The organism is Bacillus cereus group sp. BfR-BA-01360, assembly GCF_022663595.1.
In the GTDB taxonomy this organism is placed as follows: domain Bacteria; phylum Bacillota; class Bacilli; order Bacillales; family Bacillaceae_G; genus Bacillus_A; species Bacillus_A cytotoxicus.
Window position 1 is genome coordinate 1 of record NZ_JAKUFV010000018.1, and the last position, 26,256, is coordinate 26,256.

The window sequence follows — 26,256 nt, forward strand, 5'->3', positions numbered from 1 at the left end:
TAGCCTAATCAATAACTAACCGTTAGGTTGGTGTTCTTAGGAATCTCCCACTTCAAACAGCTCGTAAGAGTGTTAAGTGGGGGTAGTTCAATACGGATATATTTGGATTTGCATCTTGAAAGAAAAATAAGATTGTAAATGTAGCTATTATTACTCTAATAAAAGAAGAATTTCTTTATCAGTTTCCGACAGAATACTTCCACTTCAAAGAATGTGTAGGGTGTAGTCCAATGAGCAAGTGGGAGTAGTTCAAATAGGGTTTTAGAGAAGGAGTATAGTTTTATCAATCGTGCTCGGGATTTAGGAAATGCGTTTAAAAATCAATATGTCAATTTTGAAAAAAGATGAATGTAACGATTCATCTTTTTTTCGTGAATCATTATCTCATGTCGTAACTTTATATGTATACAATCTAAAAATAAATAAATACTAAATGAAGAATGAGCAATGAAAGGAAGGTCTTAGTTATGCCAAATTTAACAGAGCTTGAGTTAGAAAATTTACGCCATATTATTGGAGGACACACAACAATTGCAAACAAGTTAGATCAGTACGCGCAACAATGCACAGATCCTCAATTAAAGCAAATACTGCAACAAGATGCGCAAGCGGCAAGAAATACAAAGCAACAATTAATGTCTTTTTTAGGATAGGAGGAAATGAAAGATGAATGAAAAAGATATGGTAAATGATTATTTAGCAGGATTAAATGCAAGCTTAGCGAGTTATGCTCATTACATAGCGGAGTCCAATAATGAACAGTTACGCCAAACGTTAATTCATATTCGAAATCAAGATGAATTAAGACAACGCAAGGTATTTGAATATGCAAAGCAAAAAAATTACTATAAACCAGCAGCCCCTGCAAATCCAATGATTGTTCAGCAATTGAAAAATGAATTAAGTGCACAATAGAGCGAAAAAAATCGGGTAACATTTACCCGGTTTTTTTTTGCATTTGGATAAGTCAATAAATACGTAGAAAATATTTTTTTATATGTAACAAATATGACAAAACAAAGGTAGATGTTTCACGAAATATACATAAAGAATGCTCAAAATTTCACAATGTATCCATGTTTTCTATATTTGAAATCTTTATAATAATAAGTGAAATTAGATTACCGATTCAATTAGGAGAGATTATTATGAATAGAAACACAAGAAAAATCGCAATTATTGGAACTGGATTAGTTGGGTCAAGCTGTGCGTATTCAATTGTGAATCAAGGCATCTGTGAAGAATTAGCATTAATTGATATAGACCATGAACGTGCAGTTGGTGAAGCGATGGATTTATCACACTGTATTAACTTTACAAATACAAGAACAAAAGTATATGCAGGTACGTATGAAAACTGCAAAGACATGGACATTGTTATTATTACAGCAGGTCCAGCGCCAAAGCCTGGGCAAAGTCGATTAGATACTTTAGGGGCAAGTGCAAAAATTATGGAAAGTGTTGTAGCTTGTGTAATGAAAAGTGGATTTGATGGCATTTTCTTAATTGCTTCAAACCCAGTTGATATTATTACGTATCAAGTTTGGAAATTATCTGGTTTACCAAGAAATCGTGTGATTGGTACTGGAACATCGTTAGATTCCTCTCGATTAAGAACGATTTTATCTGAAATGTTAGAAGTGGACCCTCGTAGTATTCACGGTTATTCATTAGGGGAACATGGTGATTCTCAAATGGTTGCTTGGTCTCATGTAACAGTGGGAGGGAAACCTATTTTACAAATTTTAGAGGAAGGGAAAGATCGTTTTGGTGAAATTGACTTAGATGCAATTGTGGAAAAAACTCTAAAAGCTGGTTGGGAAATTTATAAACGAAAAGGAACTACTTATTATGGTATTGGCAACTCACTCGCATATATTGCAAAATCTATCTTTAATGATGATTATCGTGTAATCGCCGTTTCAGCTATTTTAGATGGTGAATATGGTGAGTATGATATTTGTACAGGGGTACCAGCAATTATTACAAGAGATGGTGTGAAAGAAGTTGTTGAACTAAACTTAACAGAAACTGAAGAAAGTCGATTTGCAAAGTCAAATGATATTTTACGTGATTATATGAAAACAATTGGTTACTAAACTAGGAGAAGGTGAAACAGATGAAGGAATATATTATGTCTCGTGTTTTTAAAGGTTCTGCCGGAATTGCACAAGGTATTTTTGTATCTCTCGGAATTGGTTTGCTGATTGAAAATATTGGACGAATCTTTGATATACCGATGTTAATTACAATTGGAGTTGTTGCAAAATCACTTATGGCACCAGCGATTGGAGCCGGAATTGCCTTCATGTTAGGGGCGAATGGGCTTGTTATTTTCTCGGCGATGATTGCTGGAGCCATTGGAGCTGGGGCGATTTCCATCACTGCAGCTGGTCTAATGATTAAAACTGGTGAACCGATTGGTGCGCTATTAACAGCAACTTTAGCGGTTTATATCGGAAAACGATTAAGTGGAAAAACGGCTTTAGATATGATGCTTGTTCCTTCTGCTGCAATATTAGGTTCTGGTATTGTTGGGATTTGGTTATCTCAAAATATTAGCCCAGTCTTAAATGCAGTTGGTGCATTTATTAAAGAAAGTTCAGCTGGTAGCCCATTTCTTGCTTCTGTCGTACTAGCAGTTGCTTGGGGATTATTACTTATTTCTCCAGCTTCATCGGCAGCTTTAGCAATTGCGCTTAGCTTAGATGGAGTAGCAGGCGGTGCAGCGCTGGCAGGGTGTGTTGCTCAATTTATTGGATTTTCCGTGATCTCAGCAAAGGAAAATAATTTAGGTGGCATTTTAGCACAAGCACTTTGTACTCCGAAAGTACAACTTCCCAATATCACTAAAAATCCAATCATTCTTCTCCCAACTGTCGTTGCGAGCGCAATTGTCGGTCCTGTTTCTGCACTCATTTTCCAACTGGAAGCAGGAAAAGAAATTGCTGGTCTTGGATTAAGTTCTTTCATCGCACCTATTAATTTAATTTCTAACCAAGGATTAGGTGTTGTACCAGCGATGGTAATCACTTATATCGTAATTCCAGTAGCTGTTTCATATATCATTTATATCGCATTACGAAAAGCAGGTCGTATTCATTCTGGAGATATGACTGTGCCACAATCTTAAATGAAGATTAAAAATCTCCTTTATATAGAGAAAAGCAGACTGAAGAAGCCACAGTCTGCTTTTCATTTATATGTTATAGGCAGTAAAACTCTTACCTCAAGATGCCAAATAGGTGGGAGTGAGGTAGGAGAAAATCTCTATTGATTTACTTTATAAGATTGCTTGACTGAAATCGTTATTCCGCTATATCTGTTTACTAATAAGAGTTGGATACTGAAATAGAGTATGCTTGCTAGTGTTATGCCAGATACAGCGTCGATAAAGGCATGTTGTTTTGTAAATAGTGTTGATAAAATGATGAGCATGCCAAAGAAAGTAAGCAAGTAATATTCCCATTTATGTTGCTCTCTTCGCTTAAAGGCAGCTAACATAATCACAAATGTTGTGAGAACATGAATGCTAGGAAAACAGTTGACAGGCTGATCAATGCTATAAATGTAGCGAACTAAGTTAGAAAATAGATCAGTGCCAACGACTGCCGGACGCGGTACAGTTGTTTGCCAAAAGTAATAAATGGAAAAACAAGTTAACTTTCCAAGAATAATGCCACTTAATGTTACATAATATTGTTTTCTGTCGGCAAAGCAATAGTAGATCAGTGCGCCATATAAATATGGAAACCAAATTAAATAGGGGATAATAAATACTTTTACAAATGGAATCCAATCATCAACGATAGTTGTAACATCGACAGCATGGGCACTCGATTTATTCAGTACATCGTAAAGGGGACTTACGAGTACAAGTAGAAGTATATAAGTTAATGGAAGAAACGATGAAAGTTTATATTTTCTCATGATGATCTCCTATTATTTTGTAATGTAAGTAAACCTTGTTGATTATAATATAGAAACTTCAAATGAGCCATTGATTTTACTTACATTTTTGTCATTTGACCTAAAAAATGGAGGGGTGCGGGATGAAACGTTTGTCTTTCTTGTTCTTTTTTATACTTTTATGTTTAGTAGGAACTGGATGTACAAAGGGAGAAGCGGGAGGAGCATTAGAGTATAATGGCAGAGCGCTTGTCATTGGTGTTATTGGTGAGAAACCAAAAGATACATTCAGAAATGTGAAGTTTGAAAATATAGCATTAAACGAAATGGAACAAAAATTAGCGGAAGTAGATGGCTTTCTTGTGATGAAGGAGAAGTTTCAAGAAGCATCAAACGAACGGTATAAAGAATTGTTTTTATCAATAAAGAAACCAGTATTTTTTATTGGCTTACAAGATAAATCTTATTCGCTTTTTATAAAGAAGAAGCTAGATTATAACCATGCACCGAAGGATGAAAATGCAATGTATACGCAAGGGTTTGTAAATATCGGAAGCGGTGAAGGACAGCAGTGGGGGATCGGTTTAACAAACGGTGGCGCTGCAGAGGAAAGTGTTCATAATATGTATATTATTGTGTTTCAGGCGATTGCGGATTATTTAAATAGACAATGAGAGGAGCCTTTAAATAAGGCTTCTTATTGTTTAAATAAACGTTTGTTTAATATATATGTTCGCCCTAAATATGATAAAAATATGTATTTTTTGTTATATTGTTTTCTTTTGATAGTGGAACAAATAAAGAAATTTGCAGGATTATTAAAAATTATCACGAAATAAATTAAAGTTTGAAGAAATAATGGTTTGAAATAATAAAACGTTTTCTATATGATAAAGGTAAAGGTTAGTAAAAAAGTAGGTGAATTTATGACAGTAACATTTTATTCATACCCAAAATGTGGCACATGTCAAAAAGCAAAGAAATGGTTTGAGGCAAACGATGTAGCATATGAGATGATTCATATTGTTGAAAATCCACCGTCACAAGAAGAATTACGCAATTTGCATATGAAAAGTGAATTGCCGTTAAAGAAATTTTTTAATACAAGCGGTATGCGTTATCGTGAGCTTGGTTTAAAAGATAAGTTAAAGGTTGCAAGTGAAGACGAAATGTTTGAACTTTTAGCGTCCGATGGTATGTTAATTAAACGTCCGATTGTAACAGATGGAACAAATGTAACACTTGGCTTTAATGAAGAGCAGTTTGAAAGTATGTGGAAAAAGTACCAATAAGGTATTTTTACATAATTAATACATTCACTGGAGGTACAGTCATGAGCATTCCAAATCATTTACGTTACTCTGAAGAACACGAATGGGTAAAAACTGAAGGGAATCAAGTTGTTATCGGTATTACTCATTTCGCACAAAGTGAGCTAGGCGATATCGTATTCGTTGAACTTCCTGAAGTAGGTGCAACACTTGAAGCTAATGAGCCATTCGGAAGCGTAGAATCTGTTAAAACAGTTTCTGAATTATATGCACCTGTAAGTGGTAAAGTTGTAGCAGTAAACGAAGAATTAAGTGATCAACCAGAACTTGTTAACGAGTCTCCATACGAAGGTGCATGGATGGTGAAAGTTGAACTTTCTGATGCAAGTGAAGTTGAAAAACTATTAACTGCAGAAAAATACGCAGAAATGACAAACCAAGACTAATTTGATTCTAGATAAAAGAGGCAGCCTATGTGCTGTCTTTTTTAATTTTTATAGTACATTGTTATCAAAAGGAATGAGAAACCATATCCCCCTTACATTCTGAACGAGCCGCTTGTGCTTTTCTTTGTAAAAATAAACAGGAAACAAGATGGGAATATCGAATATACTATATACGAAAGTAAGGTTGTTTTATAGTATATGGTGATCGGGTGATGACACATGGTTTATGTAGAAAAGGTCATTATTGTAGAAGGTAAATCAGATAGAAGAAAGATTGAATCTATTATTCGAGAACCGGTGGAAATTGTTTGTACAAATGGTACAATTGGTTTGTCGAAAATGGATGAGCTCATTGATCAGTTTTTTGATAAAGAAGTATATGTGCTAGTGGATGCTGATGATGCAGGAGAAAAGCTTCGCAAGCAATTTCGTAAGGAATTTCCGCAGGCTGAACATATTTATATTGATCGTTCATATCGTGAAGTAGCAACTGCACCGTCTTCACATTTAGCAAATGTATTATGGGGAGCTGACATTGATGTTTATACAGAATATTTACGGTAAGGAATGATGATAGAAGTGATTGACTGGACAGGTGCTGAAGCCACAAATCTAATAGTGAATCAAGAAAAAACAGTGTTATATGTATATACTCCAATGTGTGGTACATGCCAATTGGCGAAAAAAATGTTAACTGTTGTAGAAGCAACGATTGTTGACTTAGAAGTTGGCATGTTAGATTTAAATTATGCTCCGCATTTAGCACGTGAATATGAGATAGAAAGTGTTCCTTGTTTACTCATATTTGAAAATGGAACGTTGAAGAAGAAAATATATGCATTTCATTCAGTTGAATATTTATATAAGGAACTACAGTAGGCGGCAAAAAATTTGCCGCCTCGACACATTTCTTGGGAAATATGTTGAAATGGCAGAGGTAATACAGTATTTGTCGAGCAAAAGGAAGAGGATTGATGCTTAGGGAATGGAAAGGTATTAGTAGAAAGTGATATGAAGGATGTGATGAGAATGAAATTATATTCAATGCTTCAATCATTTGTAACACATGCTAATAAACAATATCATTTAGAACCTCTTTTGCGTCAAGCAGGAAAAGTCATTAGTATTCATTTTGGAGATGAGTGCCATTCCCTCCAAATTTCAAGGGATTATATACAGCTTGTAAAAGGAGATAGGGGAACCGAACAAATCCACTGTTTTAAAGAAGAAGATTTACAACAATTAGTTACAGGGAATGTTCGTTTGCAAAAGCTAATTCATGAAGGTCGTGTACATTATGCGGGGACATATCGCACGATGCTATTATTGGAGTCCATGTTTCATATTTGTAAACCAATGCCAGTGGGCGCTTAATATTCTTAAAATTTTCTTTTTAAGAAATTTTTTGTTGACAGAGTGAATGTATATTGATAAAATTCAAGTCATAAAATATAGATAATTTCATAAATTTTGAATCAGAAGAAAATTAGATCTGATTTCTCTTATCAAGAGAGGTGGAGGGACTGTGCCCTATGAAGCCCGGCAACCGTCAACGATTTTGTTGAAATGGTGCCAATTCCTGCAAAGCAAATGCTTTGAGAGATGAGAGAAAGGATTATGTTGATATACGCATAAAAACCTTTCTGCTCATTGTAAAGCAGAAAGGTTTTTTTGTTGTTTGAATGAGGAGGACATTTAAACAACAGGAAAAATCGATAAGAAATTGAGCAGATGGCGACAGTTCAGTATTCTTACACCAAAAATAAAAAATGTGAGAGTCATTCTGAACGAGCTACTTACGCTTTTTATGAAATCCAGCTTCAGTAGCTAGAATGTTCGGTGGCTTCGCTTCTTTCTACGAGGCAAAAAGGCGCCTCTACGTCAGAAGCTCCATCCCCCTTACATTCTGAACGAGCTACTTACGCTTTTTAATTAAAGGGGTGAACATCATGATTCTATTAGAAAATGTGAAAAAGATATATCAGTCAAAAAACGGTGATGTGATTGCTGTAGATCGGGCCAATTTAAAAATAGAGGAAGGCGAAATTTTTGGGGTTATCGGATATAGCGGTGCAGGTAAGAGTTCGTTAATTCGCTTGTTTAATCAGTTGGAGAAACCAACTTCTGGTCAAATTACAGTTGCTAATCGTTTGATTTCAGCCATTACCGGTAATGAACTTCGAAAGGCAAGACAAGAAATTGGGATGATCTTTCAACATTTCAATTTACTTTGGTCAAGAACTGTTCGTGAGAATATTGCTTTTCCTCTCGAGATTGCTGGTGTGGATAAAAAGGAGCGAAAGAAACGTGTAGATGAGCTTATTCGTCTTGTCGGATTAGAAGGGAGAGGAGATGCTTATCCATCTCAACTGAGCGGTGGACAAAAACAACGCGTCGGGATTGCAAGAGCGTTGGCTAACAATCCGAAAGTACTTTTATGTGATGAAGCAACATCGGCGCTTGATCCGGAAACAACAGATCAAATTTTAGATTTACTACTAGATATTAATAAACGCCTTAACTTAACCATTGTGCTTATTACTCATGAAATGCATGTGATTCAAAAGATTTGTAATCGTGTTGCAGTGATGGAAAAAGGGAAAATTGTAGAGACAGGTTCTGTACTAGAGGTATTTCGTAATCCGCAGCAAGAGATTACAAAGCGATTTGTTCAGCAATTAACAGATTCTGAAGATACGAATGAAACGATTGAAAACTTATTAGAGAAATACCCAGATGGTAAAGTCATTCGTTTGCAATTTATTGGAGATTCTGTAGAGCGCCCAGTGTTACAAGGGTTAATGAGGAGAGAGGATGTAGAAGTTAGCGTGCTTCAAGGAAATATCGCGCAGACAAATAATGGAGCATACGGAAGCTTAATTGTTCATTTAAATGGTGAAGAAGCAGCCATTCAGCAGGCAATAGCAGGAATCCATCAAGAGAAAGTAGAGCTGGAGGTGGTTGCACATGGATAAATTGCTCACAAATGTCGATTGGAATCAAATGCTAGAAGCAACAGGAGAAACATTATACATGACGGCAATCGCAGCAATTGCCACATTTATTTTAGGACTTATGTTAGGATTACTGCTCTTTATGACAGCGAAGGATAATTTGTGGGAAAACAAAGTGATTCATACAGGAATCGGGGCATTCGTAAATATTTTTAGATCAATCCCGTTCATCATTTTAATCATTCTACTTATTCCGTTTACAAAGATTCTTCTTGGAACAATTCTTGGAGCAAGTGCAGCATTGCCTGCTTTGATTATTGGAGCGGCCCCATTTTATGCGAGAATGGTTGAAATCGCGCTTCGTGAAATTGATAAAGGTGTGATTGAAGCTTCAAAGGCAATGGGAGCGAAAACAAGCACAATTATTTGGAAAGTATTAATTCCAGAATCTTTGCCAGCACTTGTATCTGGTATTACCGTAACGACAATTGCACTTGTTGGTTATACAGCAATGGCAGGCGTTGTTGGCGCTGGCGGACTCGGTACACTAGCATATTTAGAAGGGTTCCAGCGGGGAAACAACGATGTGACAATTGTTGCGACAATTTGTGTATTGCTGGTTGTGTTTTTCATTCAATTTATTGGAGATTTTGCGACAACTCGGATTGATAAACGATAAATCGATTAAAAATTAGGAAGGATGTTAACAACATGAAAAAATTATTACTTTCAGCACTTATTACGACATCAATTTTTGGATTAACAGCTTGCGGTGGGAAAAGTGAAGATAAGCTTGTTGTCGGTGCTTCTAATGTACCGCACGCTGAGATTTTAGAGAAGGCAAAACCATTGCTTGAGAAAAAGGGCGTTGTGTTAAAAATTGAAAAATTTCAGGACTATGTATTACCGAATAAATCATTAGCAGATAAAGAATTAGATGCAAACTATTTCCAGCATATTCCGTATTTAGAGAAAGAAATAAAGGATAAAGGGTATAAGTTTGAAATAGCAGGCAAAATTCATTTAGAACCGATTGGAGTATACTCTCAAAAATATAAAAGCTTAAAAGAGCTTCCAGATGGAGCGACAGTAATTATGAGTAACTCTGTGGCTGATCATGGCCGCGGATTAGCAATCTTACAAAAAGAGGGCATTTTAAAAATTAAAGATGGTGTAGATCCTGTGAAAGCAACAACAAAAGATATTGCGGAAAATCCAAAGAACTTGAAGTTTAAAACAGATATCGAACCAGGTCTATTGCCACAAGTGTATAACAACAAGGAAGGCGATGCGGTTTTAATTAACTCAAACTATGCAATTGATGCAAAATTAGATCCAGGAAAAGATGCAATTGCGATTGAAAGTAATGATTCTCCATATACAAACGTAGTGGCAGTTCGTAAAGGGGATAAAGATAAAAAAGAGATTAAAGCGCTTGTAGAAGTATTGCATTCGAAAGAAATTGAAGATTTCATCAAGAAAGAATATAAAGGGGCGGTTGTTCCTGTAAAAGAATAATGGCAGGAAAAAAGGCTGAGAAATTCTCAGTCTTTTTTCTTTATATATATAAGAAGAAAGGTGTATCATAATAGAATGTGAGGGAAAATCTATACACATTTGTGAAAAAATTATTACTTTTTTTCAGCGTTTGCGATATCATTTTATTTGATATAAAATTAGAATGAGAATAAAATGAGAATGTGAATGTTTTAGGAATTTTTAAAATGTATATAGAGGATTATTGGAGGTATTGAGATGGCTGGTTCTACATTAACGGTTAAAGACTTACATGTATCAATCGATGGCAAAGAAATTTTAAAAGGTGTAAACCTGGAAGTAAAAGGTGGAGAAATCCACGCAATTATGGGACCTAACGGAACGGGTAAATCAACTTTATCTTCTGCAATTATGGGTCACCCAAAATATGAAGTAACAGAAGGAAGCATCATCATCGACGGTGAAGATGTACTAGAAATGGAAGTAGATGAGCGTGCACAAGCAGGTCTATTCCTAGCAATGCAATATCCAAGCGAAATTAGCGGAGTAACAAACGCTGACTTCTTACGTTCAGCAATTAATGCACGCCGCGAGGAAGGCGATGAAATTTCTCTTATGAAATTTATCCGCAAACTAGATAAAAACATGGAATTTCTAGAAATGGATCCAGAAATGGCACAACGTTACTTAAATGAAGGTTTCTCTGGCGGTGAGAAAAAACGTAACGAAATTCTTCAATTAATGATGATTGAGCCAAAAATTGCAATCTTAGATGAAATCGACTCTGGTCTTGATATCGATGCATTAAAAGTTGTATCTAAAGGTATTAACGCAATGCGCGGTGAAGAGTTTGGTTGCTTAATGATTACGCATTACCAACGTTTATTAAACTACATTACTCCAGATTTCGTTCACGTTATGATGAACGGTCGTATTGTAAAATCTGGTGGTCCTGAGCTTGCTCAACGTCTAGAAGCTGAAGGTTATGACTGGATCAAAAAAGAATTAGGTATTGAAGACGAAACAGCAGAGCAAGAAGCGTAAGAGAGGAGCATAAATATGACAATCGGTACATTACCTTTCGATCAAGAAACAATCCGTCAGCGCGCAAGCGAAGTAAACGAAGCTGCTTGGTTGACTGAGTTCCGCTTACAAGCTCTTGCACAAGCAACTGAACTTCCAATGCCAACGCCTGATAAAACAAAAATCGATAAATGGGACTTTATCGGAAAAGGCACTACTCTTAAGCAAGAGTCTGTAAGTTCTTTAGCGGAACTTCCAGAAGCAGTGAAAAACTTAATTGATGAAAATAATAACGTACTAGTCGGACGCACTGGCACAAAAGCATTTGTTTCTTTAGCGGACGAAGCAAAAGAAAAAGGTGTTATTTTCACAGATATTGTAACGGCTGCAACTGAGCATGCTGAATTAGTACAAAAGTACTTAATGAAAGATGGCGTGAAAGTGGATGAGCATCGTTTAACAGCACTTCACGCAGCATTAATCAATGGCGGGGCATTTGTATATGTTCCAAAAAACGTTGTACTTGAAACACCACTTCAAGCGGTATTCTTAGTAGATGGCGAAGAAGCAAACTTATATAACCATGTATTATTCGTAGCTGATGAAAACAGTTCTGCAACTTACGTGGAAAACTATGTAGCAGATGAAAATGTTACTGGTATTGCAAATATCGTAGCAGAAGTAATCGTAGAACAAGGTGCACAGGTGAAATTTGGTGCAGTGGATCTATTAGCGAAAGGTGTAACAACGTATGTAAATCGTCGCGGTGTTGTAGGACGTGATGCTCGTATTGAATGGGCATTAGGTCTTATGAACGACGGTGATACAATTTCAGAGAACGTAACGAACTTAATGGGTGACGGATCATTTGCTGATACAAAAACAGTAACAATCGGTCGCGGCAATCAAACACAAAACTTTACAACAAAAGTTGTTCATTTTGGTAAACACTCTGAAGGTTATATTTTAAAACACGGTGTACAAAAAGATAGCGCAACTTCTATCTTTAACGGAATTGGTAAGATTGAACACGGTGCATCTAAATCAAATGCACAACAATCTTCTCGCGTTCTTATGTTAAGTGAAAAAGCACGCGGTGATGCAAATCCAATTCTTCTAATTGATGAAGATGATGTAATGGCAGGTCACGCAGCTTCTGTTGGCCGCGTAGATCCAGTACAACTATACTACTTAATGAGTCGTGGTATTCCGAAGAAAGAAGCGGAACGCTTAGTCATCCATGGATTCTTAGCACCTGTAGTAAATGAGCTTCCAATTGAAGGAGTAAAAACACAGCTTGTTGAGGTAATTGAAAGGAAAGTTCGCTAATGAATATTCATGAAATACGCAAACAGTTTCCAATTCTTGATCAAAAAGTGAACGGCAAACAACTTGTTTATTTCGATAGTGCAGCAACTTCTCAAAAACCAATTCAAGTGATTGAAACGTTAGAACGTTATTATAAAGAATATAATTCTAACGTGCATCGCGGTGTTCATACGCTCGGTACAAAAGCTACCGATGCGTATGAAGGTGCACGTGAGAAAGTTCGCAAGTTTATTAATGCGAAATCAATGGAAGAAATTATTTTCACACGCGGAACGACAACTGCATTAAATACAGTAGCAGCAAGTTATGGCCGTGAAAATGTAAAAGAAGGCGATGAAATTGTTATCTCTTACATGGAGCACCATAGTAACATTATTCCGTGGCAACAAGTTGCAAAGAAAACAGGGGCAACGTTAAAATATCTTCCGCTTCAGCCAGATGGAACAATCTCTATTGAAGATGCCCGTCAAACCATTACACCAAATACGAAAATTGTTTCTATCATGTATGTATCAAACGTACTTGGAACGATTAACCCTGTAAAAGAAATTGCAGAAATCGCTCATCAAAACGGTGCCATTATGGTCGTTGACGGTGCACAAAGTACACCTCATATGAAAGTAGATGTACAAGATTTAAACTGCGATTTCTATGCGTTATCCGCTCATAAAATGTGCGGGCCTACAGGTATCGGTGTATTATACGGTAAGAAGGAATTGCTAGAAAATATGGAGCCAATTGAATTTGGCGGTGAAATGATTGATTTTGTAGATTTACAAGATTCTACATGGAAAGAGCTTCCGTGGAAGTTTGAAGCCGGTACACCGATTATCGGTAATGCAATCGGACTTGGAGCAGCAATTGATTTCCTAGAAGAAATCGGTCTTGATAATATTGAAAAGCATGAACATGAATTAGCGCAGTACGCTTTAGAAAGACTATCGGAAGTAGATGGCGTTACAATTTATGGTCCAAAGCATCGCGCTGGTCTTGTTACATTTAATATTGATGAAGTACATCCACACGATGTTGCGACAGTACTAGATGTAGAAGGCATTGCGGTTCGCGCAGGACATCACTGTGCACAACCGCTTATGAAGTGGCTAAAAGCTTCTTCTACAGCACGTGCAAGCTTCTATTTATATAATACAAAAGAAGAAATTGATACATTTGTTGAAGCGCTAACGAAAACAAAGGAGTATTTCACAAATGTCTTTTAATAATTTAGATACGTTATATCGTCAAGTTATTATGGATCATTATAAGAATCCACGTAACCATGGCGTGTTAGAAGATAGTGTTACAGTTAACTTAAACAACCCAACTTGCGGCGATTGTATTCAGCTTACGATGAAAGTAGAAGAGGGAATCGTAAAAGAAGCGAAGTTTGAGGGAGAAGGATGTTCCATTTCAATGTCTTCAGCTTCGATGATGACGCAAGCGGTAAAAGGAAAGAAAATTGAAGATGCACTTAAGCTTTCGAAAATTTTCTCTGACATGATGCTAGGAAAAGAGTATGATGACAGCGTAGATTTAGGAGATATTGAAGCATTACAAGGTGTATGCAAGTTTCCAGCGCGTATTAAATGTGCAACATTAGCTTGGAAAGCGTTAGAAAAAGGCTTAAACGAAGAAAAGTAATGTGAGAAGTTCCTAAAGACGGAGTTATCTAAGGAGGGACATACCAACATGGCGAAACAAATGCCAGATATCGGCGATTACAAATATGGTTTCAAGGATAAAGACGTTTCGATTTTCCGTGCAGGTCGCGGTTTAACAAAAGAAATCGTAGAAGAGATTTCACATATGAAAGAAGAACCAAAGTGGATGTTAGACTTCCGCTTGAAAGCACTGGATAAGTTCTATGAAATGCCAATGCCACAATGGGGCGGCGATTTAAACGATTTAGATTTCGATGAAATTACGTACTACGTAAAACCATCTGAGAAATCTGAGAAGTCTTGGGATGAAGTACCTGATGAAATTAAAGCAACATTTGATAAATTAGGTATTCCAGAAGCTGAGCAAAAATATTTAGCGGGTGTATCAGCGCAGTATGAATCTGAAGTTGTATATCACAACATGAAAGAAGACCTAGAAGCGCTAGGAATTGTCTTCAAAGATACAGATAGCGCATTAAAAGAAAACGAAGATATTTTCCGTGAGCATTTCGGAAAAGTAATCCCGCCAACTGACAACAAGTTTGCAGCATTAAACTCTGCAGTTTGGTCTGGTGGATCATTTATCTACGTTCCAAAAGGTGTAAAAGTAGATACACCACTTCAAGCGTATTTCCGTATTAACTCTGAAAATATGGGACAATTCGAGCGTACGCTTATTATCGTAGATGAAGGTGCGCACGTACACTACGTTGAAGGATGTACAGCTCCTGTTTACACTACTAACTCACTTCACAGTGCGGTAGTAGAAATCATCATTAAGAAAGATGCATATTGCCGTTATACAACAATCCAAAACTGGGCAAATAACGTATACAATCTCGTTACAAAACGTGCGGTTTGTGAAGAAAACGCAACGATGGAATGGATTGACGGTAACATCGGTTCTAAATTAACGATGAAATACCCAGCTGTTATTTTAAAAGGTGAAGGTGCACGCGGTTTAACATTATCTATCGCGATTGCTGGTAAAGGCCAACATCAAGATGCTGGTGCGAAAATGATTCACTTAGCACCAAATACATCTTCAACAATCGTATCTAAATCGATTGCAAAACATGGTGGTAAAGTAACATACCGTGGTATCGTACATTTCGGACCAAAAGCGAAAAACTCTCGCTCTAACATCGAGTGTGATACATTAATTATGGATAACCAATCTACATCTGATACAATTCCTTATAACGAAATCAAAAACGATTACGTTTCACTTGAGCACGAAGCGAAAGTATCAAAAGTATCAGAAGAACAATTATTCTATCTAATGAGCCGCGGTATTTCTGAGCAAGAAGCAACAGAAATGATTGTAATGGGCTTCATCGAGCCATTCACTCGCGAACTTCCAATGGAATACGCAGTAGAAATGAACCGTCTTATCAAATTTGAAATGGAAGGTTCTATCGGTTAATTTAAAAATAGAAGCGCCCTGCTTGGCAGGGTGCTTTTTTATGTGCAGTAAGAAAATATTGGCGATTTCAGCATGGAAACTCGGGTTGGGATTTCGAGTTTTTTCGTCTCTTATAAGGATATTTCTATTCAAAGTGTTAATATCTGAATTTTTACTACATTTTATAAAAAGTTATTATTTGTATAAATTGTTAACAAATGTAAAAAGAAGAAGGCGATTTAGAGCGAAAGATAGAATGTATTGTAGGTAACTATCAATAAAACAAGAAGAAAGGGGAAATGAGTAGCTATGAAAAAAGTTTTAGGAGTTATTATGAGTTTTCTATTTGTTTTTATGTTCATGGGAGGGAATACGACGTTCGCAAAAGAAACATCAGAGAATTTTAGTTTTTCTCTTGAACAGGGAAAATCGTATCAATGGATGCCTGGGATGAACGATTTATTTTTGTTCGACCATCCAGTAAATGATGTAACTATTGGAGCAATGCAATATACTGTGGATGGAAGTGAGGCTAAAGTGACATATGAATTAGTTCCACTTAGTCCGCTCGGAACATCTCATGCAAAAACATTAACGGGTACGTATACGAAAGAACAAGGAAAGCTATATTTTTATAATATTTCGCGTGGAATCTATGTCATGAAGGTTACAAATCAGTCTAGCAGTCCTGTATATGGAAATTTTTATGCGTTTTATTAAACCGAATAAGCGATAAGAAAAAAGGTTCTCCCTATGTAGAGAACCTTTTTATAAATTTACTCATATATTCAATTTTTACTTCGTTATATAATGCGGGAAATTTTGAATTAAAACACTTTACGTTGATAAATAAATAACGATACGCTCTATGAAACAATATAAGCAAATGCGCTGATCGCTATAGCTATATGCTATACAAAGCAGGTGCAGGAAAGCTGAAAATTGTATCGGTAATGGTGCTAAACTTGATTGCAAGAAGTTGTACAGCATTTGGACCAAAGGAAGATAATGCTAAAAATGAACATAAAACTATTAAAAACATATACTTTCACTTCACCTGCATCTGGCTTTAATAAGTTCATCATCATTTTAATGACTGTTGATTTTCCTGCACCATTTGAACCGATGAAACCTGTTACACCCCCCTTTTTGATTTGTAAATTTAATTGTTTGATTGAAAAGTTTTATGAACATCCCGTAGTTCTACTATATTTTCCATCTTTTTTACTCCTCATATAAAATAGTTAATCATTCATGAAGCTCGGCTAAAGGTACACCAATTTCTTTACTATTCGCAACAACAGCTAATAATTGTTCTTCAATCACTTTTCATTTTTTCTCACGTACTACGTCTAAATTTTGTTCAGTAACAAAAGCTCCTTTCCCCACAATTGAATAAATAAAGCCTGCTTTTTCTAACTCTTCATACGCTCTTTTCGTTGTAATAGGAGTACGAAAACGATTTGCAGATTGAGGGGCCTATATGGAAAATAACGAAAAAATAACCAGGGCTGTCCCGTAAATTTTTTTTATTAAAAACGCAACGCTTTTTCTGATTTTTCGGTGCGGAGTCATTTATAATCATTTCGGTTTGAAAATAAATTTTATATGAAAAGGGGAATTTTTTGCTTTTTCCTTTAATGAGAGTACAATGTAAAATAGCAAGAAAGGGCGAAAAGTATTTACAGGATTATTGTACGTGCATAGCGTAAAAGGCAATAAGGATTTGAGAGGAGGTTTTTTCTCTGAATAGAAAGAAAGAAACAAGTATCCACCTTTATCATACAAACGATATACATAGCCATTTTGAAAATTGGCCGCAAATTTCTCGGTTTGTATTAGAAGAGAAAAAGCGAAGACAAGAAGCAGGAGAGTCTGTTTTTACGTTAGATATTGGCGATCATGTGGATCGTTTTCATAGTATTACAGAAGCGACAAATGGGCGCGGGAATACGCAGTTATTAAATGAAGCGCTATATGATTATGTCACGATTGGAAATAATGAAGGAATTACACTAGCGAAGGAGCATTTAGACGATTTATACGATGATGCTGAATTTGAAGTGCTTGTAGCGAATTTATTTGAAAAAGAGGGTGTACGTCCTAATTGGGCAGAGCCGTATAAACTTCATACGACGACAGATGGCATTACTATTGCTTTTATCGGTTTAACGGTAGCCTATCCAGAGTTTTATAACAGGTTAGGATGGCATATTGAAGAGCCGATGATACATTTAGAGGCCATCTTAGATGAAGTGAAAGATCAAGCACATATTACGGTTGTCCTTTCACATCTTGGGAAACATGCTGATGAATATATGGCAAAGAATTATGATATAGATGTTATTTTAGGAGCGCATACACATCACTTATTTGAGCGTGGCATGCTCGTAAATGGAACATTGCTTTGTTGCTGTGAGAAGTGGGGACATTATGTTGGGCATGTGGAACTTATTGTAGATAAGCAAACAAAACGATTATTGAAAAAAGACGGTAGAGCGATTAAAACAGAGCGTTTAAGCGCGTATAGTAAACCGTTATCCACAATCGAGCTGTTGCAGGCAGAATGTACACATATTATGGAAGAGCCTGTTGTCCAATTAAAAGAAGCGCTGCCAATAGACTGGTTTAAAGAAACAGCATTTTCTCATATGTTAGCAAATGCGTTACGAAAATGGTGCGGGGCAGAAATTGGAATGGTAAATGCAGGAGTACTATTGGAAGGACTAGAAGCAGGAATTGTAACACGCGGAGATATTCACCGAATTTGTCCACATCCGATTAATCCATGTGCATTACAAGTGCCAGGGAAAACATTAAAGGAAGTTATTTTAAAAGCGCGTCGTCCGAATATGGAACAGCTTGAAGTAAAAGGATTTGGTTTTCGCGGTAAAGTGATGGGGAAGATGGTTTATGATGGACTAGAGGTGATATTTGATACGGTTCCTGGGAATAAAATTTTGATTGAGGATATACTAATTAACGGTGAATCAATCGAATTAGATCGTATCTATACAGTAGGGACAATTGATATGTACACATTTGGTTACTTATACCCAGAACTATCCACACTTTCTCATAAACAGTACTACATGCCAGAATTGCTTAGAGATGTGTTAACTAATATGTTGACAACTTCTACATCGTTTAATCAAACTATAGGCTAGTTAACCTGTAACACTCATTTCTCTCTCCTCATACAGATAAGAAAGAGAGGAGTGGGTGAATAATGGTGAGTATAGAGCCTATTATTATTGATCACTATACGTTTATAGGAGTGAGTGTAAAGCTTCCAAAGACAAATTTGCTAGCTATTATGAGCGAGAAAGGATATATTATGTGCGGAGCATTAGATGTCGGTTTATTAAATGAGAAATTAAAAGATCGCGGGGTTGTTGCTGGTCGTGCAGTTGGTGTTAGAACAATTGAACAACTGCTTGAAGCCCCACTGGAATCGGTAACAACTGAGGCAGAGAAATTAGGCATTACAGCAGGAACAATTGGAAAAGATGCACTATTAAAAATGATATAAGTATATATCGTCCCTCTTTCTTGCATAGAAATGATATAAGAAGGAGGGTTTCTTATGCGCACATTTCGTCCGAAGACTTCGCGGTTTAGACGTGGCCCGCTTCCCTTTCGCCATGTCCTACTCATCTCATTTATTATTTTTTTATTGTTGACATTACAAGGATTGTGGATTGTGAATAAAAGTATACAGCCAACACTTATAAAATATGGAGAAACACAAACGCATAAAATGGCAACAGTAGTAATGACAAAGGCGGTAAAAGATCGTATAAAGGAAGGCTTTGATGTGGATTCATTAATGAAGGTGCAAAATGATAAGAATGGAAAAGTATCCACAATTGATTTAAATACGAAACAAGTAAACGAGATTTTAACATCCACAACGGCATACATAGAAAAGTATTTACATCAGGTGGAAAATGGGAATATGAAAGCGCTCGGCCTTCCAGAAGAAAGCGGGGTGTCGATGTCCGTTCCGCTCGGACGCATAACAGATAATGCACTTCTTGGAAATATAGGACCAGATATTCCAATTGACTTTACAACGATTGGGCATGTTAGCACAGATATTAAGCAAAAAATTGAACCGCAAGGAATTAATAATACAGCTATTAAAATTATGATGGAGGTAGAGGTAACGTTACAAGTTATTATCCCATTTCGAACGAAAGATATTACAGTGAAGCAAGATATTCCTATTGCAACGCGAATTGTTCAAGGAGAAGTACCAGCGTATTATGGAAATGGCGGGATTGTAATACCTGATAAAAAGAAAACGGACGATTAATGGATGAATATCATTTTGATTCAATCATCTGTGGGATAGAAATAACCGTGGCAATCCGCCACGGTTATTTCTTTAAGCTAGCGCGTTCTTTTCGTTCCCATAAGCTTAAGTGCATGTATGGATCAAAAGCCCATTCCGTGTAACCATTATCTTTATATAGCCCAAAGTGTAAATGAGGAGGAAATTTACCAGTTGTACCGGGTGGCCCATATCCTGTATTTCCAACGAAGCCAAGAACTGTGCCAGGTTCTACAATTTGACCAAGCTGTATTTCTTTTGAAAATCCACCTAAATGGGCGTAATAATGATAGTTATTATACAGGTCTCGTATTCCAATGCGCCATCCACCAAGGCGATTCCATCCTTTTGTTTCAATGATGCCGTAACAAGTAGACCGCACTGGGACACCATGTCTTGCAAAAATATCAGTTCCTTCATGAATCCGTCTTCCGCCAAAGCTTCGTCCCGCACCAAAAGTACTGCGGTAGCTATGATCGCTGTGAATTGGAAGTGGGAAGGCATTTCCTTCTAAATTTATGCGTCCATAATGTTTATAAATTCGGGCATATTCGGTAATTAACTCCACGGTCTTGGCACGTCTATAATATTCCCAAAGCATAATTTTTATACGGTCTTCGGAAGTTCCTTGTTTTTTTATAATTGTTGCCATTGTGTGCAACAAATCACGGTCATTATTTGCATCTGCTCGTCCATCTTGATTGCCATCTAAACCGATTCCAGCAAATAAAGAAATAGTATAAGGTAGAGTATCATGAGGAGCAGGATTAGCAGGCCCCGACCATATTTCTGGTTTGAAATAAATGGAAATAATCGCATCAGGTTTTTTCGGAATATCACGCCTAACACTTCGTATATTACGTTCATATTGATCGATGGCAGCTAGATAGTACCAAGGAACATCCAAAGATTTCTCAGTCTCTTTGTAGAGTTCCATCCGTTTATCATATATGCTTTGTTTCTCTTCACCATAAGCAATGCCTTGCTGAAGAAGAAAGAAAATCGAAAGTAAGAGAGAAATTTTTCGAAGCATGAAATAAACTCCTTTCACAACATCACTCTCCTTAGTGTTAGATATACGGAATATTTCATTATAGTAAATCATTGGTAAAAAATCTTACAATCTTCATTTGAGCAAATCGCTTTCATACGTTAAAATAGATATGTTACATTGAAAGAAGCGAACACGGTAAACTATTTCATATTGTGCGGAGTTGATAACATGACAAAACAAACAGAATATAAGCGCAAGCCCGAATGGTTGAAAATTAAGTTAAATACAAATGAAAACTATACAGGCTTAAAGAAAATGATGCGTTCTAAGCAGCTTCATACAGTTTGTGAAGAAGCAAAATGTCCGAACATTCATGAATGTTGGGCAGTAAGAAAAACAGCAACATTTATGATTTTAGGTGCAATTTGTACACGTGCTTGCCGCTTCTGTGCGGTTAAAACAGGCTTACCAACAGAGCTTGATTTACAAGAGCCAGAACGCGTAGCGGATTCTGTTGTACAAATGGGATTAAAACACGTTGTTATAACAGCGGTTGCACGCGATGATTTAAAGGACGGAGGAGCTGCGGTTTTTGCTGAAACAGTGCGCGCAGTTCGCCGCAAAAATCCATTTACATCTATTGAAGTGTTACCATCTGATATGGGTGGGGTAGAAGAGAATTTAAGAATATTAATGGATGCAAAACCAGATATTTTAAACCATAACATTGAAACGGTACGTCGATTATCTGACCGAGTTCGCGCAAGAGCAAAATATGATCGTTCCTTAGAATTTTTACGTCGTGCAAAAGAAATGCAACCTGATATTCCAACTAAATCTAGCATTATGGTGGGATTAGGAGAAACAAGAGAAGATTTACTTGAAGCAATGGACGATTTACGTGCGAACAATGTGGATATTTTAACGCTTGGACAATATCTACAACCATCTAAGAAACACTTACCAGTTATTCGATATTACACACCTGCTGAATTTGCAGAGCTGAAAGAAATTGCGCTTAGCAAAGGATTCAGTCACTGTGAAGCGGGTCCACTTGTGCGCTCTTCTTACCATGCAGATGAGCAAGTTCGTTCTGCAAAAGAGAATACAGTAGAAGCAAAATAATACAAAAAAGAGAGCAAATGACTAGCTCTCTTTTTTGTATTCCAAAACGGGATTTTGACATGTGGATAAAATTTTCTTTAATTCTTCTGTGGATAATTCGATTGTAAAGTCTGGAACACCTGGTGATATTAAAATTTTATCATAGTTATAGACAGAGCTATCCACAATAATTGTTACATCCGCCGAATAGCCAAAAGGAGCCACGCATCCAGGAATACATCCAGTTTGTTCTCTTAGTTCATCTGGTGAACAAAGAGAGAGATGTTGTCCAGTTATTGCTTTTATTTTGCTTTGATCCAGACGAGTTCCTTCTATTGTGAAGAATACATAATAAGAATTAGATTTTGATTTTAAAAATAAGCTTTTACTTGGAACACCTTGTAAACCAAGGCGTTCGCGAACAACTCGATCTGTTTCATAATCAAGAACTGGCTCATGTTCAAATTTTTCGTAAGAAGCGTTTGTTTTATGTAGTAAAGATATTACTTCTTCATACATACTTTGTGATACCCCTTCCTAAGTTTGTTACAGATTTATCTCATTTTTCATGCATGTTGTAAAACAATAATGAGCATGTTTAGGCATCTTCTCGTGATGTCAACTGAATGAATTTGAAAGGGATGTTCTTTGTGAGTATGATGTTATATACTATTGTTTCCACAGTCTGTGGATTATCGGTTGTTCAGAAATTGTAATTTCATAAACATCAGGGTTACTTACGTTTTTCCATTCTTGAAAGCCAATCTGATTAAAGTACTTTAGAATCAGCGTTAGCAGATTTCCATGTGTAACAAGTAACGTTACTTGATGCTCTTTTTCTAAAACATGCTTGATTAATGAAGCTACACGTTCCATCGCTTGTTTTGTTGACTCTCCGCCTGAGAAGGCGATATCTATATTTGTAAAAGTATATTCTAATTTCTGTAGCCAATCTTTCATGGGCCTATTACTCAGTATACGTTCGGCTAAGCGTTCATCTTGCTCATTTGTAGGTTCACTAGTGATGCAAATGGTGTAATGGACTGAATTGCTCTCTTAAAAGGGCTCGAAATAATGGAATCGATTTGTAAGCGACTTGTCATAAGAAATTCAGCAAGGGCAGATGCTTGCTTTTCGCCTTCAATTGTGAGCATTGCATCACGACTTTTTCCTGTTGCAGAGCAGTGCCGGATTACAATTAACTTCTTCAAATTTCATCCCTCACTTTTCAAGTTGACCCTACATAACTTCGACAAAAAGAAGAAAAATTCCTCTATTCAAAAAAAGCTAAGCATTTTCGCTTAGCTTTTGGAAGGTTCCGTTGTTAGTTTTTCTCTCATGTTTCGAATTAGAATGAATGCAAAAATAGTAAAAATAAAGAAGATACTTTCTGTAACAAATATATTCAGCACTTGTTTTTGATAAAGAGCTGCAAAGAAATCAACGAGTGCATGAAACAGTACAGCATATATGACGAAAATATATTTTTTCTGTTTTACACCATACAACACAAGCATTGTAAAGGAAATTTGTAGAACGAGTGCCATCATTCTTTCTACCCCGCCGAGTAAATATAGATACGAAGGAGCAGAAAGTAAGGCATCCTGTACTTGACTCAGTTGAGGTGTTTTTTCAATGAGTTGTGCAAAGCTACCATTATTAATAGAAGTAGCAAAAATAAGAGCTTGAAGCCCAGCAAGTCCTCCAATTAAGATGGATTCAATCCCTCCATGACCGATTCCGTAGGCAAAGCCGTCTTTATATTCTTGGTATTTCTTTAATAGGAAAAAGAAGGCGATAAAGCGTCCTACTTCCTCAAAGATACCAGCGGCAAATCCACCATAGAGTGCATATAGAAATGGATTTTCTAATATTTTAGAGGTTGTCGGATTTCCTAGCATGAATACATGAAGAGGTGTTTCAAGAATTTGAGCGAATCCGATAAAGACGAGAATACCTACCCCAACTACTTTCCAGTTTATACGATATTTTTTTCGCAAATAGATAAAAACAATAATAGGCACGAAAATCGAAAGAACAAGTTGAATAATGATGCTGGTAATGACAGTATTTGAAACCATAAATTTCACCGCTTTCTAATATATATACACTTATATTATGCCTGAATTTTTCTGGAATGTGGAGTAGTCTCCATTTTTAACATAAAAAAGATGAATTTTTGGTTGACTCTCACGTTGCGTGATACTTTATTGTAGAAGCTAAGGGAGGCAAGATCAATGACAATGAGAGTAAAAGAAGTAGCTGATTTAGTAGGTATTAGTGTGCGCACACTTCATCATTATGATGAAATTGGACTATTAATTCCAGATGAGGTAACAGAATCAGGATATCGCCTATATTCCAACAAAAACTTAGAAACACTCCAGCAAATTTTATTTTTTAAAGAGCTTGGCTTCCCTTTAAAGAAGATTAAGGAAATTATCATGAGTCCGTCATTTGACCGAGAGGAAGCGCTTCAGTTGCATCGGAAAATGCTGCTTGAAAAACGTAAGCGGTTAGATAAGATGATTGCGACGATTGAGAAAACAATAAAGCATGAAAAAGGAGAGATTCAAATGACGAATAAAGAGAAATTTGAAGGATTTGATTTCAGTCATAACCCATATGAACAAGAAGCACGAGAACGATGGGGAGATGAAGCGGTTGATAAGGCGAATAAAGCGGCTGCTAGTATGTCTAAAGAAAAGCAGGAAGAGTTGAATCATATATACCGAAAGCTTGCTACTCTTCGGCATCATGCACCCGATTCAAAAGAAGCACAAGAAGCAATTCAAGAGTGGTATGATTATTTACAAAGCTTTGGCCATTATTCATTAGAGGCGTTTAAAGGTTTAGGGAAAATGTATGTAGATGATGAACGTTTTACGAAAAACATTGATCAATTTGGAAAAGGGTTGGCTCAGTTTATGTGCGATGCTATGGCAATATATGCAAATCGTCATCCGAAAAAATAAAAATAGAGGATGCCTAAAGATAGGCATCCTCTATTTTTATTTTTTAATCATATCATTTAATGTCTCATTTTGTGTATTGTTTAAATGTGGATTTTTGCTCATTTCACGCTTTAACATAGTAATACTTTGTTCATATTCAGTATCGTTTAATTGACCAGATTGAAGTCCTTGAATTTGAGAAATCAACTTTTGGTCTGTTGAGACATATGCTTTATAATAGCGAGGAACGACGGACAAAGCTGTTCGGTATACTTGATCTGTCACAAGCTTATGATTAGTTGTGTTTGCACGATATACAACGAATACTTCATCGTCAGTTACAAGTGTAGCAGCATTTGTTACGTCGGGAAGTTTCACAGCCATACTTGTAATCATTTCAGCGACTTTCTCCCGATTTATACTACCTACCTGATTGTTGGATACTTCATGCTTTTGTTTAGAAGAATAGCCAACTCTTGTAAGTTTTGTATTTGTATTTTCTGAATGATACATGTCATTTTTATCGGAAACAAGAATACGGCTTCCCTCCTCACGTTCCATTTCAGCTTTATTTGCTACTTGGCATCCTGCAAATAAAGAAAGGGTGAGAAACGAAAGAAACATTTGTCTTTTCATGATGTATCACCTCCTTCTTTATAGCATTTACTACTTTTCAATTTTTTGTATTTGAAATTGTTGGTTGTAAGCCTTTGTGATACGATAAAAAGAAGAATGCTTAGAAAGGGAGTTAATGATGGAGCAAAAGCAAGAGATTCATGCTACGGTGAGCATTAATAATGTTCAATACGAAGTAATTCAAGACTATCGTGACGGTTTTCGTGAAGAAGCATTTAAAGAGCGCTATGCAGAAATTTTAAATAAATATGATTATATCGTTGGTGACTGGGGGTACGATCAACTGAGATTGCGCGGCTTTTTTGATGATAGTAACCAACGTGCGACATATGATACGAAAATTAGCACAGTATCGGAGTATCTATACGAATATTGTAACTTTGGTTGTGCATACTTTGTATTACGAAAAGTAAAGAAATAAAAGAACCCCTCTTACACATATAGTAAGAGGGGTTCTTTATTCAAATTAAATCAATTCAAATAAGAATGAGCGCAGTTCTTCGGCAATTTCTTCAGAGACAGAAAAAGCATGCTCTAAGTAGCCTGGTTCGTTTAAATCGTCAGTTCCAATGATAGCGAATTTATTACGCTGCATATCAAGGACAATTGTTTTGCCATAATGACGATCGGAGTATAAAAGCGCTAAATCATGGCGTTCATTTTCTCCCATAAAGCTAACGAAACGAGTTTTTGTAGCGACTGTATCGTCGTACAGAAAGAAACGTTCTTCCATACCT

31 protein-coding genes, 3 pseudogenes and 1 riboswitch are annotated in these 26,256 nt (G+C 36.4%); of the genes and pseudogenes, 25 read left to right on the plus strand and 9 right to left on the minus strand.

The annotated features are described in order from the left end of the window. Window positions 1–467: 467 nt before the first annotated feature. The 4 genes from MR056_RS15565 to MR056_RS15580 all read left to right on the plus strand — a co-directional run bounded on the left by MR056_RS15565 (window position 468) and on the right by MR056_RS15580 (window position 3,133). Window positions 468–653 carry a hypothetical protein gene (locus tag MR056_RS15565; RefSeq protein ID WP_012096045.1) on the plus strand — a complete coding sequence of 62 codons (186 nt, stop codon included), beginning with the start codon at window positions 468–470 and terminating at the stop codon, window positions 651–653. 13 nt (window positions 654–666) lie between these two features. Then, window positions 667–915, plus strand: a complete 249-nt coding sequence (locus MR056_RS15570; protein WP_012096044.1) for a spore coat protein — start codon at window positions 667–669, stop codon at window positions 913–915. Window positions 916–1,148: 233 nt separating this feature from the next. Beyond that, window positions 1,149–2,099, plus strand: coding sequence for an L-lactate dehydrogenase (locus tag MR056_RS15575; protein ID WP_048723188.1), 951 nt, complete (start codon window positions 1,149–1,151; stop codon window positions 2,097–2,099). Between the two features lie 20 nt (window positions 2,100–2,119). After that, a complete protein-coding gene (locus MR056_RS15580; RefSeq protein WP_012096042.1) occupies window positions 2,120–3,133 on the plus strand; it encodes a PTS sugar transporter subunit IIC in 1,014 nt (337 codons plus the stop codon). 137 nt (window positions 3,134–3,270) lie between these two features. On the opposite strand, the gene MR056_RS15585 is transcribed toward MR056_RS15580, so the two are convergent. Beyond that, window positions 3,271–3,930, minus strand: a complete 660-nt coding sequence (locus tag MR056_RS15585) for a phosphatase PAP2 family protein (RefSeq protein WP_012096041.1) — start codon at window positions 3,928–3,930, stop codon at window positions 3,271–3,273. Between the two features lie 122 nt (window positions 3,931–4,052). Between MR056_RS15585 and MR056_RS15590 the strand changes: the two genes are divergently transcribed. The 15 genes from MR056_RS15590 to MR056_RS15660 all read left to right on the plus strand — a co-directional run bounded on the left by MR056_RS15590 (window position 4,053) and on the right by MR056_RS15660 (window position 16,215). Then, complete coding sequence (locus MR056_RS15590) at window positions 4,053–4,583, plus strand: hypothetical protein (RefSeq protein WP_048723186.1); 531 nt, start codon at window positions 4,053–4,055, stop codon at window positions 4,581–4,583. Between the two features lie 252 nt (window positions 4,584–4,835). Beyond that, entirely contained in the window at window positions 4,836–5,201 is a 366-nt protein-coding gene (locus MR056_RS15595; RefSeq protein ID WP_012096039.1) for an arsenate reductase family protein, read from the plus strand. A gap of 41 nt (window positions 5,202–5,242) precedes the next feature. After that, entirely contained in the window at window positions 5,243–5,626 is a 384-nt protein-coding gene (gcvH, locus tag MR056_RS15600; protein ID WP_012096038.1) for a glycine cleavage system protein GcvH, read from the plus strand. Between the two features lie 219 nt (window positions 5,627–5,845). Further along, window positions 5,846–6,190 carry a toprim domain-containing protein gene (locus MR056_RS15605; RefSeq protein ID WP_012096037.1) on the plus strand — a complete coding sequence of 115 codons (345 nt, stop codon included), beginning with the start codon at window positions 5,846–5,848 and terminating at the stop codon, window positions 6,188–6,190. Between the two features lie 6 nt (window positions 6,191–6,196). Continuing rightward, window positions 6,197–6,505: a thioredoxin family protein gene (locus MR056_RS15610; protein WP_087099319.1), complete on the plus strand. Its 309-nt coding sequence runs from the start codon at window positions 6,197–6,199 to the stop codon at window positions 6,503–6,505. A 150-nt stretch (window positions 6,506–6,655) separates the two neighbouring features. Beyond that, window positions 6,656–7,000: a hypothetical protein gene (locus MR056_RS15615; RefSeq protein WP_041810111.1), complete on the plus strand. Its 345-nt coding sequence runs from the start codon at window positions 6,656–6,658 to the stop codon at window positions 6,998–7,000. Between the two features lie 125 nt (window positions 7,001–7,125). Continuing rightward, a riboswitch (SAM riboswitch) is annotated at window positions 7,126–7,235 on the plus strand. A 340-nt stretch (window positions 7,236–7,575) separates the two neighbouring features. Continuing rightward, window positions 7,576–8,601 carry a methionine ABC transporter ATP-binding protein gene (locus tag MR056_RS15620; RefSeq protein WP_048723183.1) on the plus strand — a complete coding sequence of 342 codons (1,026 nt, stop codon included), beginning with the start codon at window positions 7,576–7,578 and terminating at the stop codon, window positions 8,599–8,601. Beyond that, a complete protein-coding gene (locus tag MR056_RS15625; RefSeq protein WP_012096033.1) occupies window positions 8,594–9,259 on the plus strand; it encodes a methionine ABC transporter permease in 666 nt (221 codons plus the stop codon). The genes MR056_RS15620 and MR056_RS15625 overlap by 8 nt, the downstream gene beginning before the upstream one ends. Before the next feature lie 32 nt (window positions 9,260–9,291). Next, window positions 9,292–10,098 carry a methionine ABC transporter substrate-binding lipoprotein MetQ gene (gene metQ / locus MR056_RS15630; protein WP_012096032.1) on the plus strand — a complete coding sequence of 269 codons (807 nt, stop codon included), beginning with the start codon at window positions 9,292–9,294 and terminating at the stop codon, window positions 10,096–10,098. Window positions 10,099–10,335: 237 nt separating this feature from the next. Continuing rightward, the gene (sufC, locus tag MR056_RS15635; RefSeq protein ID WP_012096031.1) at window positions 10,336–11,121 is read left to right on the plus strand and encodes a Fe-S cluster assembly ATPase SufC; all 786 of its coding nucleotides are present in this window, start codon (window positions 10,336–10,338) and stop codon (window positions 11,119–11,121) included. A gap of 15 nt (window positions 11,122–11,136) precedes the next feature. After that, window positions 11,137–12,429: a Fe-S cluster assembly protein SufD gene (gene sufD, locus MR056_RS15640; protein ID WP_012096030.1), complete on the plus strand. Its 1,293-nt coding sequence runs from the start codon at window positions 11,137–11,139 to the stop codon at window positions 12,427–12,429. After that, complete coding sequence (gene sufS / locus MR056_RS15645) at window positions 12,429–13,649, plus strand: cysteine desulfurase SufS (RefSeq protein ID WP_012096029.1); 1,221 nt, start codon at window positions 12,429–12,431, stop codon at window positions 13,647–13,649. Before sufD ends, sufS begins: the two co-directional genes overlap by 1 nt. Continuing rightward, complete coding sequence (sufU, locus tag MR056_RS15650; RefSeq protein ID WP_012096028.1) at window positions 13,639–14,070, plus strand: Fe-S cluster assembly sulfur transfer protein SufU; 432 nt, start codon at window positions 13,639–13,641, stop codon at window positions 14,068–14,070. The genes sufS and sufU overlap by 11 nt, the downstream gene beginning before the upstream one ends. A gap of 48 nt (window positions 14,071–14,118) precedes the next feature. Further along, window positions 14,119–15,516, plus strand: coding sequence for a Fe-S cluster assembly protein SufB (sufB, locus tag MR056_RS15655; protein WP_012096027.1), 1,398 nt, complete (start codon window positions 14,119–14,121; stop codon window positions 15,514–15,516). A gap of 288 nt (window positions 15,517–15,804) precedes the next feature. After that, complete coding sequence (locus tag MR056_RS15660) at window positions 15,805–16,215, plus strand: hypothetical protein (protein ID WP_012096026.1); 411 nt, start codon at window positions 15,805–15,807, stop codon at window positions 16,213–16,215. Window positions 16,216–16,535: 320 nt separating this feature from the next. On the opposite strand, the pseudogene MR056_RS15665 reads toward MR056_RS15660, so the two are convergent. Next, window positions 16,536–16,714, minus strand: a pseudogene (locus MR056_RS15665) (ATP-binding cassette domain-containing protein); the annotation flags it as partial. Between the two features lie 29 nt (window positions 16,715–16,743). Next, window positions 16,744–16,941 (minus strand): annotated as a pseudogene (locus MR056_RS15670) (GntR family transcriptional regulator); the annotation flags it as partial. A gap of 323 nt (window positions 16,942–17,264) precedes the next feature. Between MR056_RS15670 and MR056_RS15675 the strand changes: the two are divergent. The 3 genes from MR056_RS15675 to yunB all read left to right on the plus strand — a co-directional run bounded on the left by MR056_RS15675 (window position 17,265) and on the right by yunB (window position 19,813). Beyond that, window positions 17,265–18,662 (plus strand): bifunctional metallophosphatase/5'-nucleotidase, encoded by a 1,398-nt coding sequence (locus MR056_RS15675; protein WP_087095523.1) that lies wholly within the window; start codon window positions 17,265–17,267, stop codon window positions 18,660–18,662. Window positions 18,663–18,724: 62 nt separating this feature from the next. Further along, on the plus strand, window positions 18,725–19,027 hold the full coding sequence (locus tag MR056_RS15680; protein ID WP_087099311.1) for a YunC family protein: 303 nt from the start codon (window positions 18,725–18,727) through the stop codon (window positions 19,025–19,027). A 54-nt stretch (window positions 19,028–19,081) separates the two neighbouring features. Continuing rightward, window positions 19,082–19,813 (plus strand): sporulation protein YunB, encoded by a 732-nt coding sequence (gene yunB / locus MR056_RS15685; protein ID WP_087095522.1) that lies wholly within the window; start codon window positions 19,082–19,084, stop codon window positions 19,811–19,813. Window positions 19,814–19,877: 64 nt separating this feature from the next. On the opposite strand, the gene MR056_RS15690 is transcribed toward yunB, so the two are convergent. After that, complete coding sequence (locus MR056_RS15690) at window positions 19,878–20,864, minus strand: M23 family metallopeptidase (protein WP_087095541.1); 987 nt, start codon at window positions 20,862–20,864, stop codon at window positions 19,878–19,880. 189 nt (window positions 20,865–21,053) lie between these two features. On the opposite strand from MR056_RS15690, the gene lipA reads away from it, so the two are divergent. Next, on the plus strand, window positions 21,054–21,950 hold the full coding sequence (gene lipA / locus MR056_RS15695; protein ID WP_012096022.1) for a lipoyl synthase: 897 nt from the start codon (window positions 21,054–21,056) through the stop codon (window positions 21,948–21,950). A gap of 21 nt (window positions 21,951–21,971) precedes the next feature. Here the strand turns inward: lipA and MR056_RS15700 are convergent, their stop codons facing one another. From MR056_RS15700 to MR056_RS15710, 3 genes and pseudogenes are all read right to left on the minus strand, one after another. After that, window positions 21,972–22,448 (minus strand): YbaK/EbsC family protein, encoded by a 477-nt coding sequence (locus MR056_RS15700; protein WP_012096021.1) that lies wholly within the window; start codon window positions 22,446–22,448, stop codon window positions 21,972–21,974. Between the two features lie 150 nt (window positions 22,449–22,598). Continuing rightward, window positions 22,599–23,140: pseudogene (locus MR056_RS15705) on the minus strand (histidine phosphatase family protein). Between the two features lie 90 nt (window positions 23,141–23,230). Next, a complete protein-coding gene (locus tag MR056_RS15710; protein WP_048723179.1) occupies window positions 23,231–24,010 on the minus strand; it encodes a YhfC family intramembrane metalloprotease in 780 nt (259 codons plus the stop codon). 156 nt (window positions 24,011–24,166) lie between these two features. Between MR056_RS15710 and MR056_RS15715 the strand changes: the two genes are divergently transcribed. After that, window positions 24,167–24,904, plus strand: coding sequence for a MerR family transcriptional regulator (locus MR056_RS15715; protein WP_012096019.1), 738 nt, complete (start codon window positions 24,167–24,169; stop codon window positions 24,902–24,904). 36 nt (window positions 24,905–24,940) lie between these two features. Here MR056_RS15715 and MR056_RS15720 read toward each other — a convergent pair whose 3' ends face one another. Continuing rightward, on the minus strand, window positions 24,941–25,519 hold the full coding sequence (locus MR056_RS15720) for a YhcN/YlaJ family sporulation lipoprotein (RefSeq protein WP_012096018.1): 579 nt from the start codon (window positions 25,517–25,519) through the stop codon (window positions 24,941–24,943). Window positions 25,520–25,637: 118 nt separating this feature from the next. Here MR056_RS15720 and MR056_RS15725 point away from each other — a divergent pair, with 118 nt between their 5' ends. Next, window positions 25,638–25,940: a YutD family protein gene (locus tag MR056_RS15725; RefSeq protein WP_012096017.1), complete on the plus strand. Its 303-nt coding sequence runs from the start codon at window positions 25,638–25,640 to the stop codon at window positions 25,938–25,940. Window positions 25,941–25,985: 45 nt separating this feature from the next. On the opposite strand, the gene MR056_RS15730 is transcribed toward MR056_RS15725, so the two are convergent. Then, a complete protein-coding gene (locus MR056_RS15730; protein WP_041810600.1) occupies window positions 25,986–26,252 on the minus strand; it encodes a DUF3055 domain-containing protein in 267 nt (88 codons plus the stop codon). Window positions 26,253–26,256 lie beyond the last annotated feature (4 nt).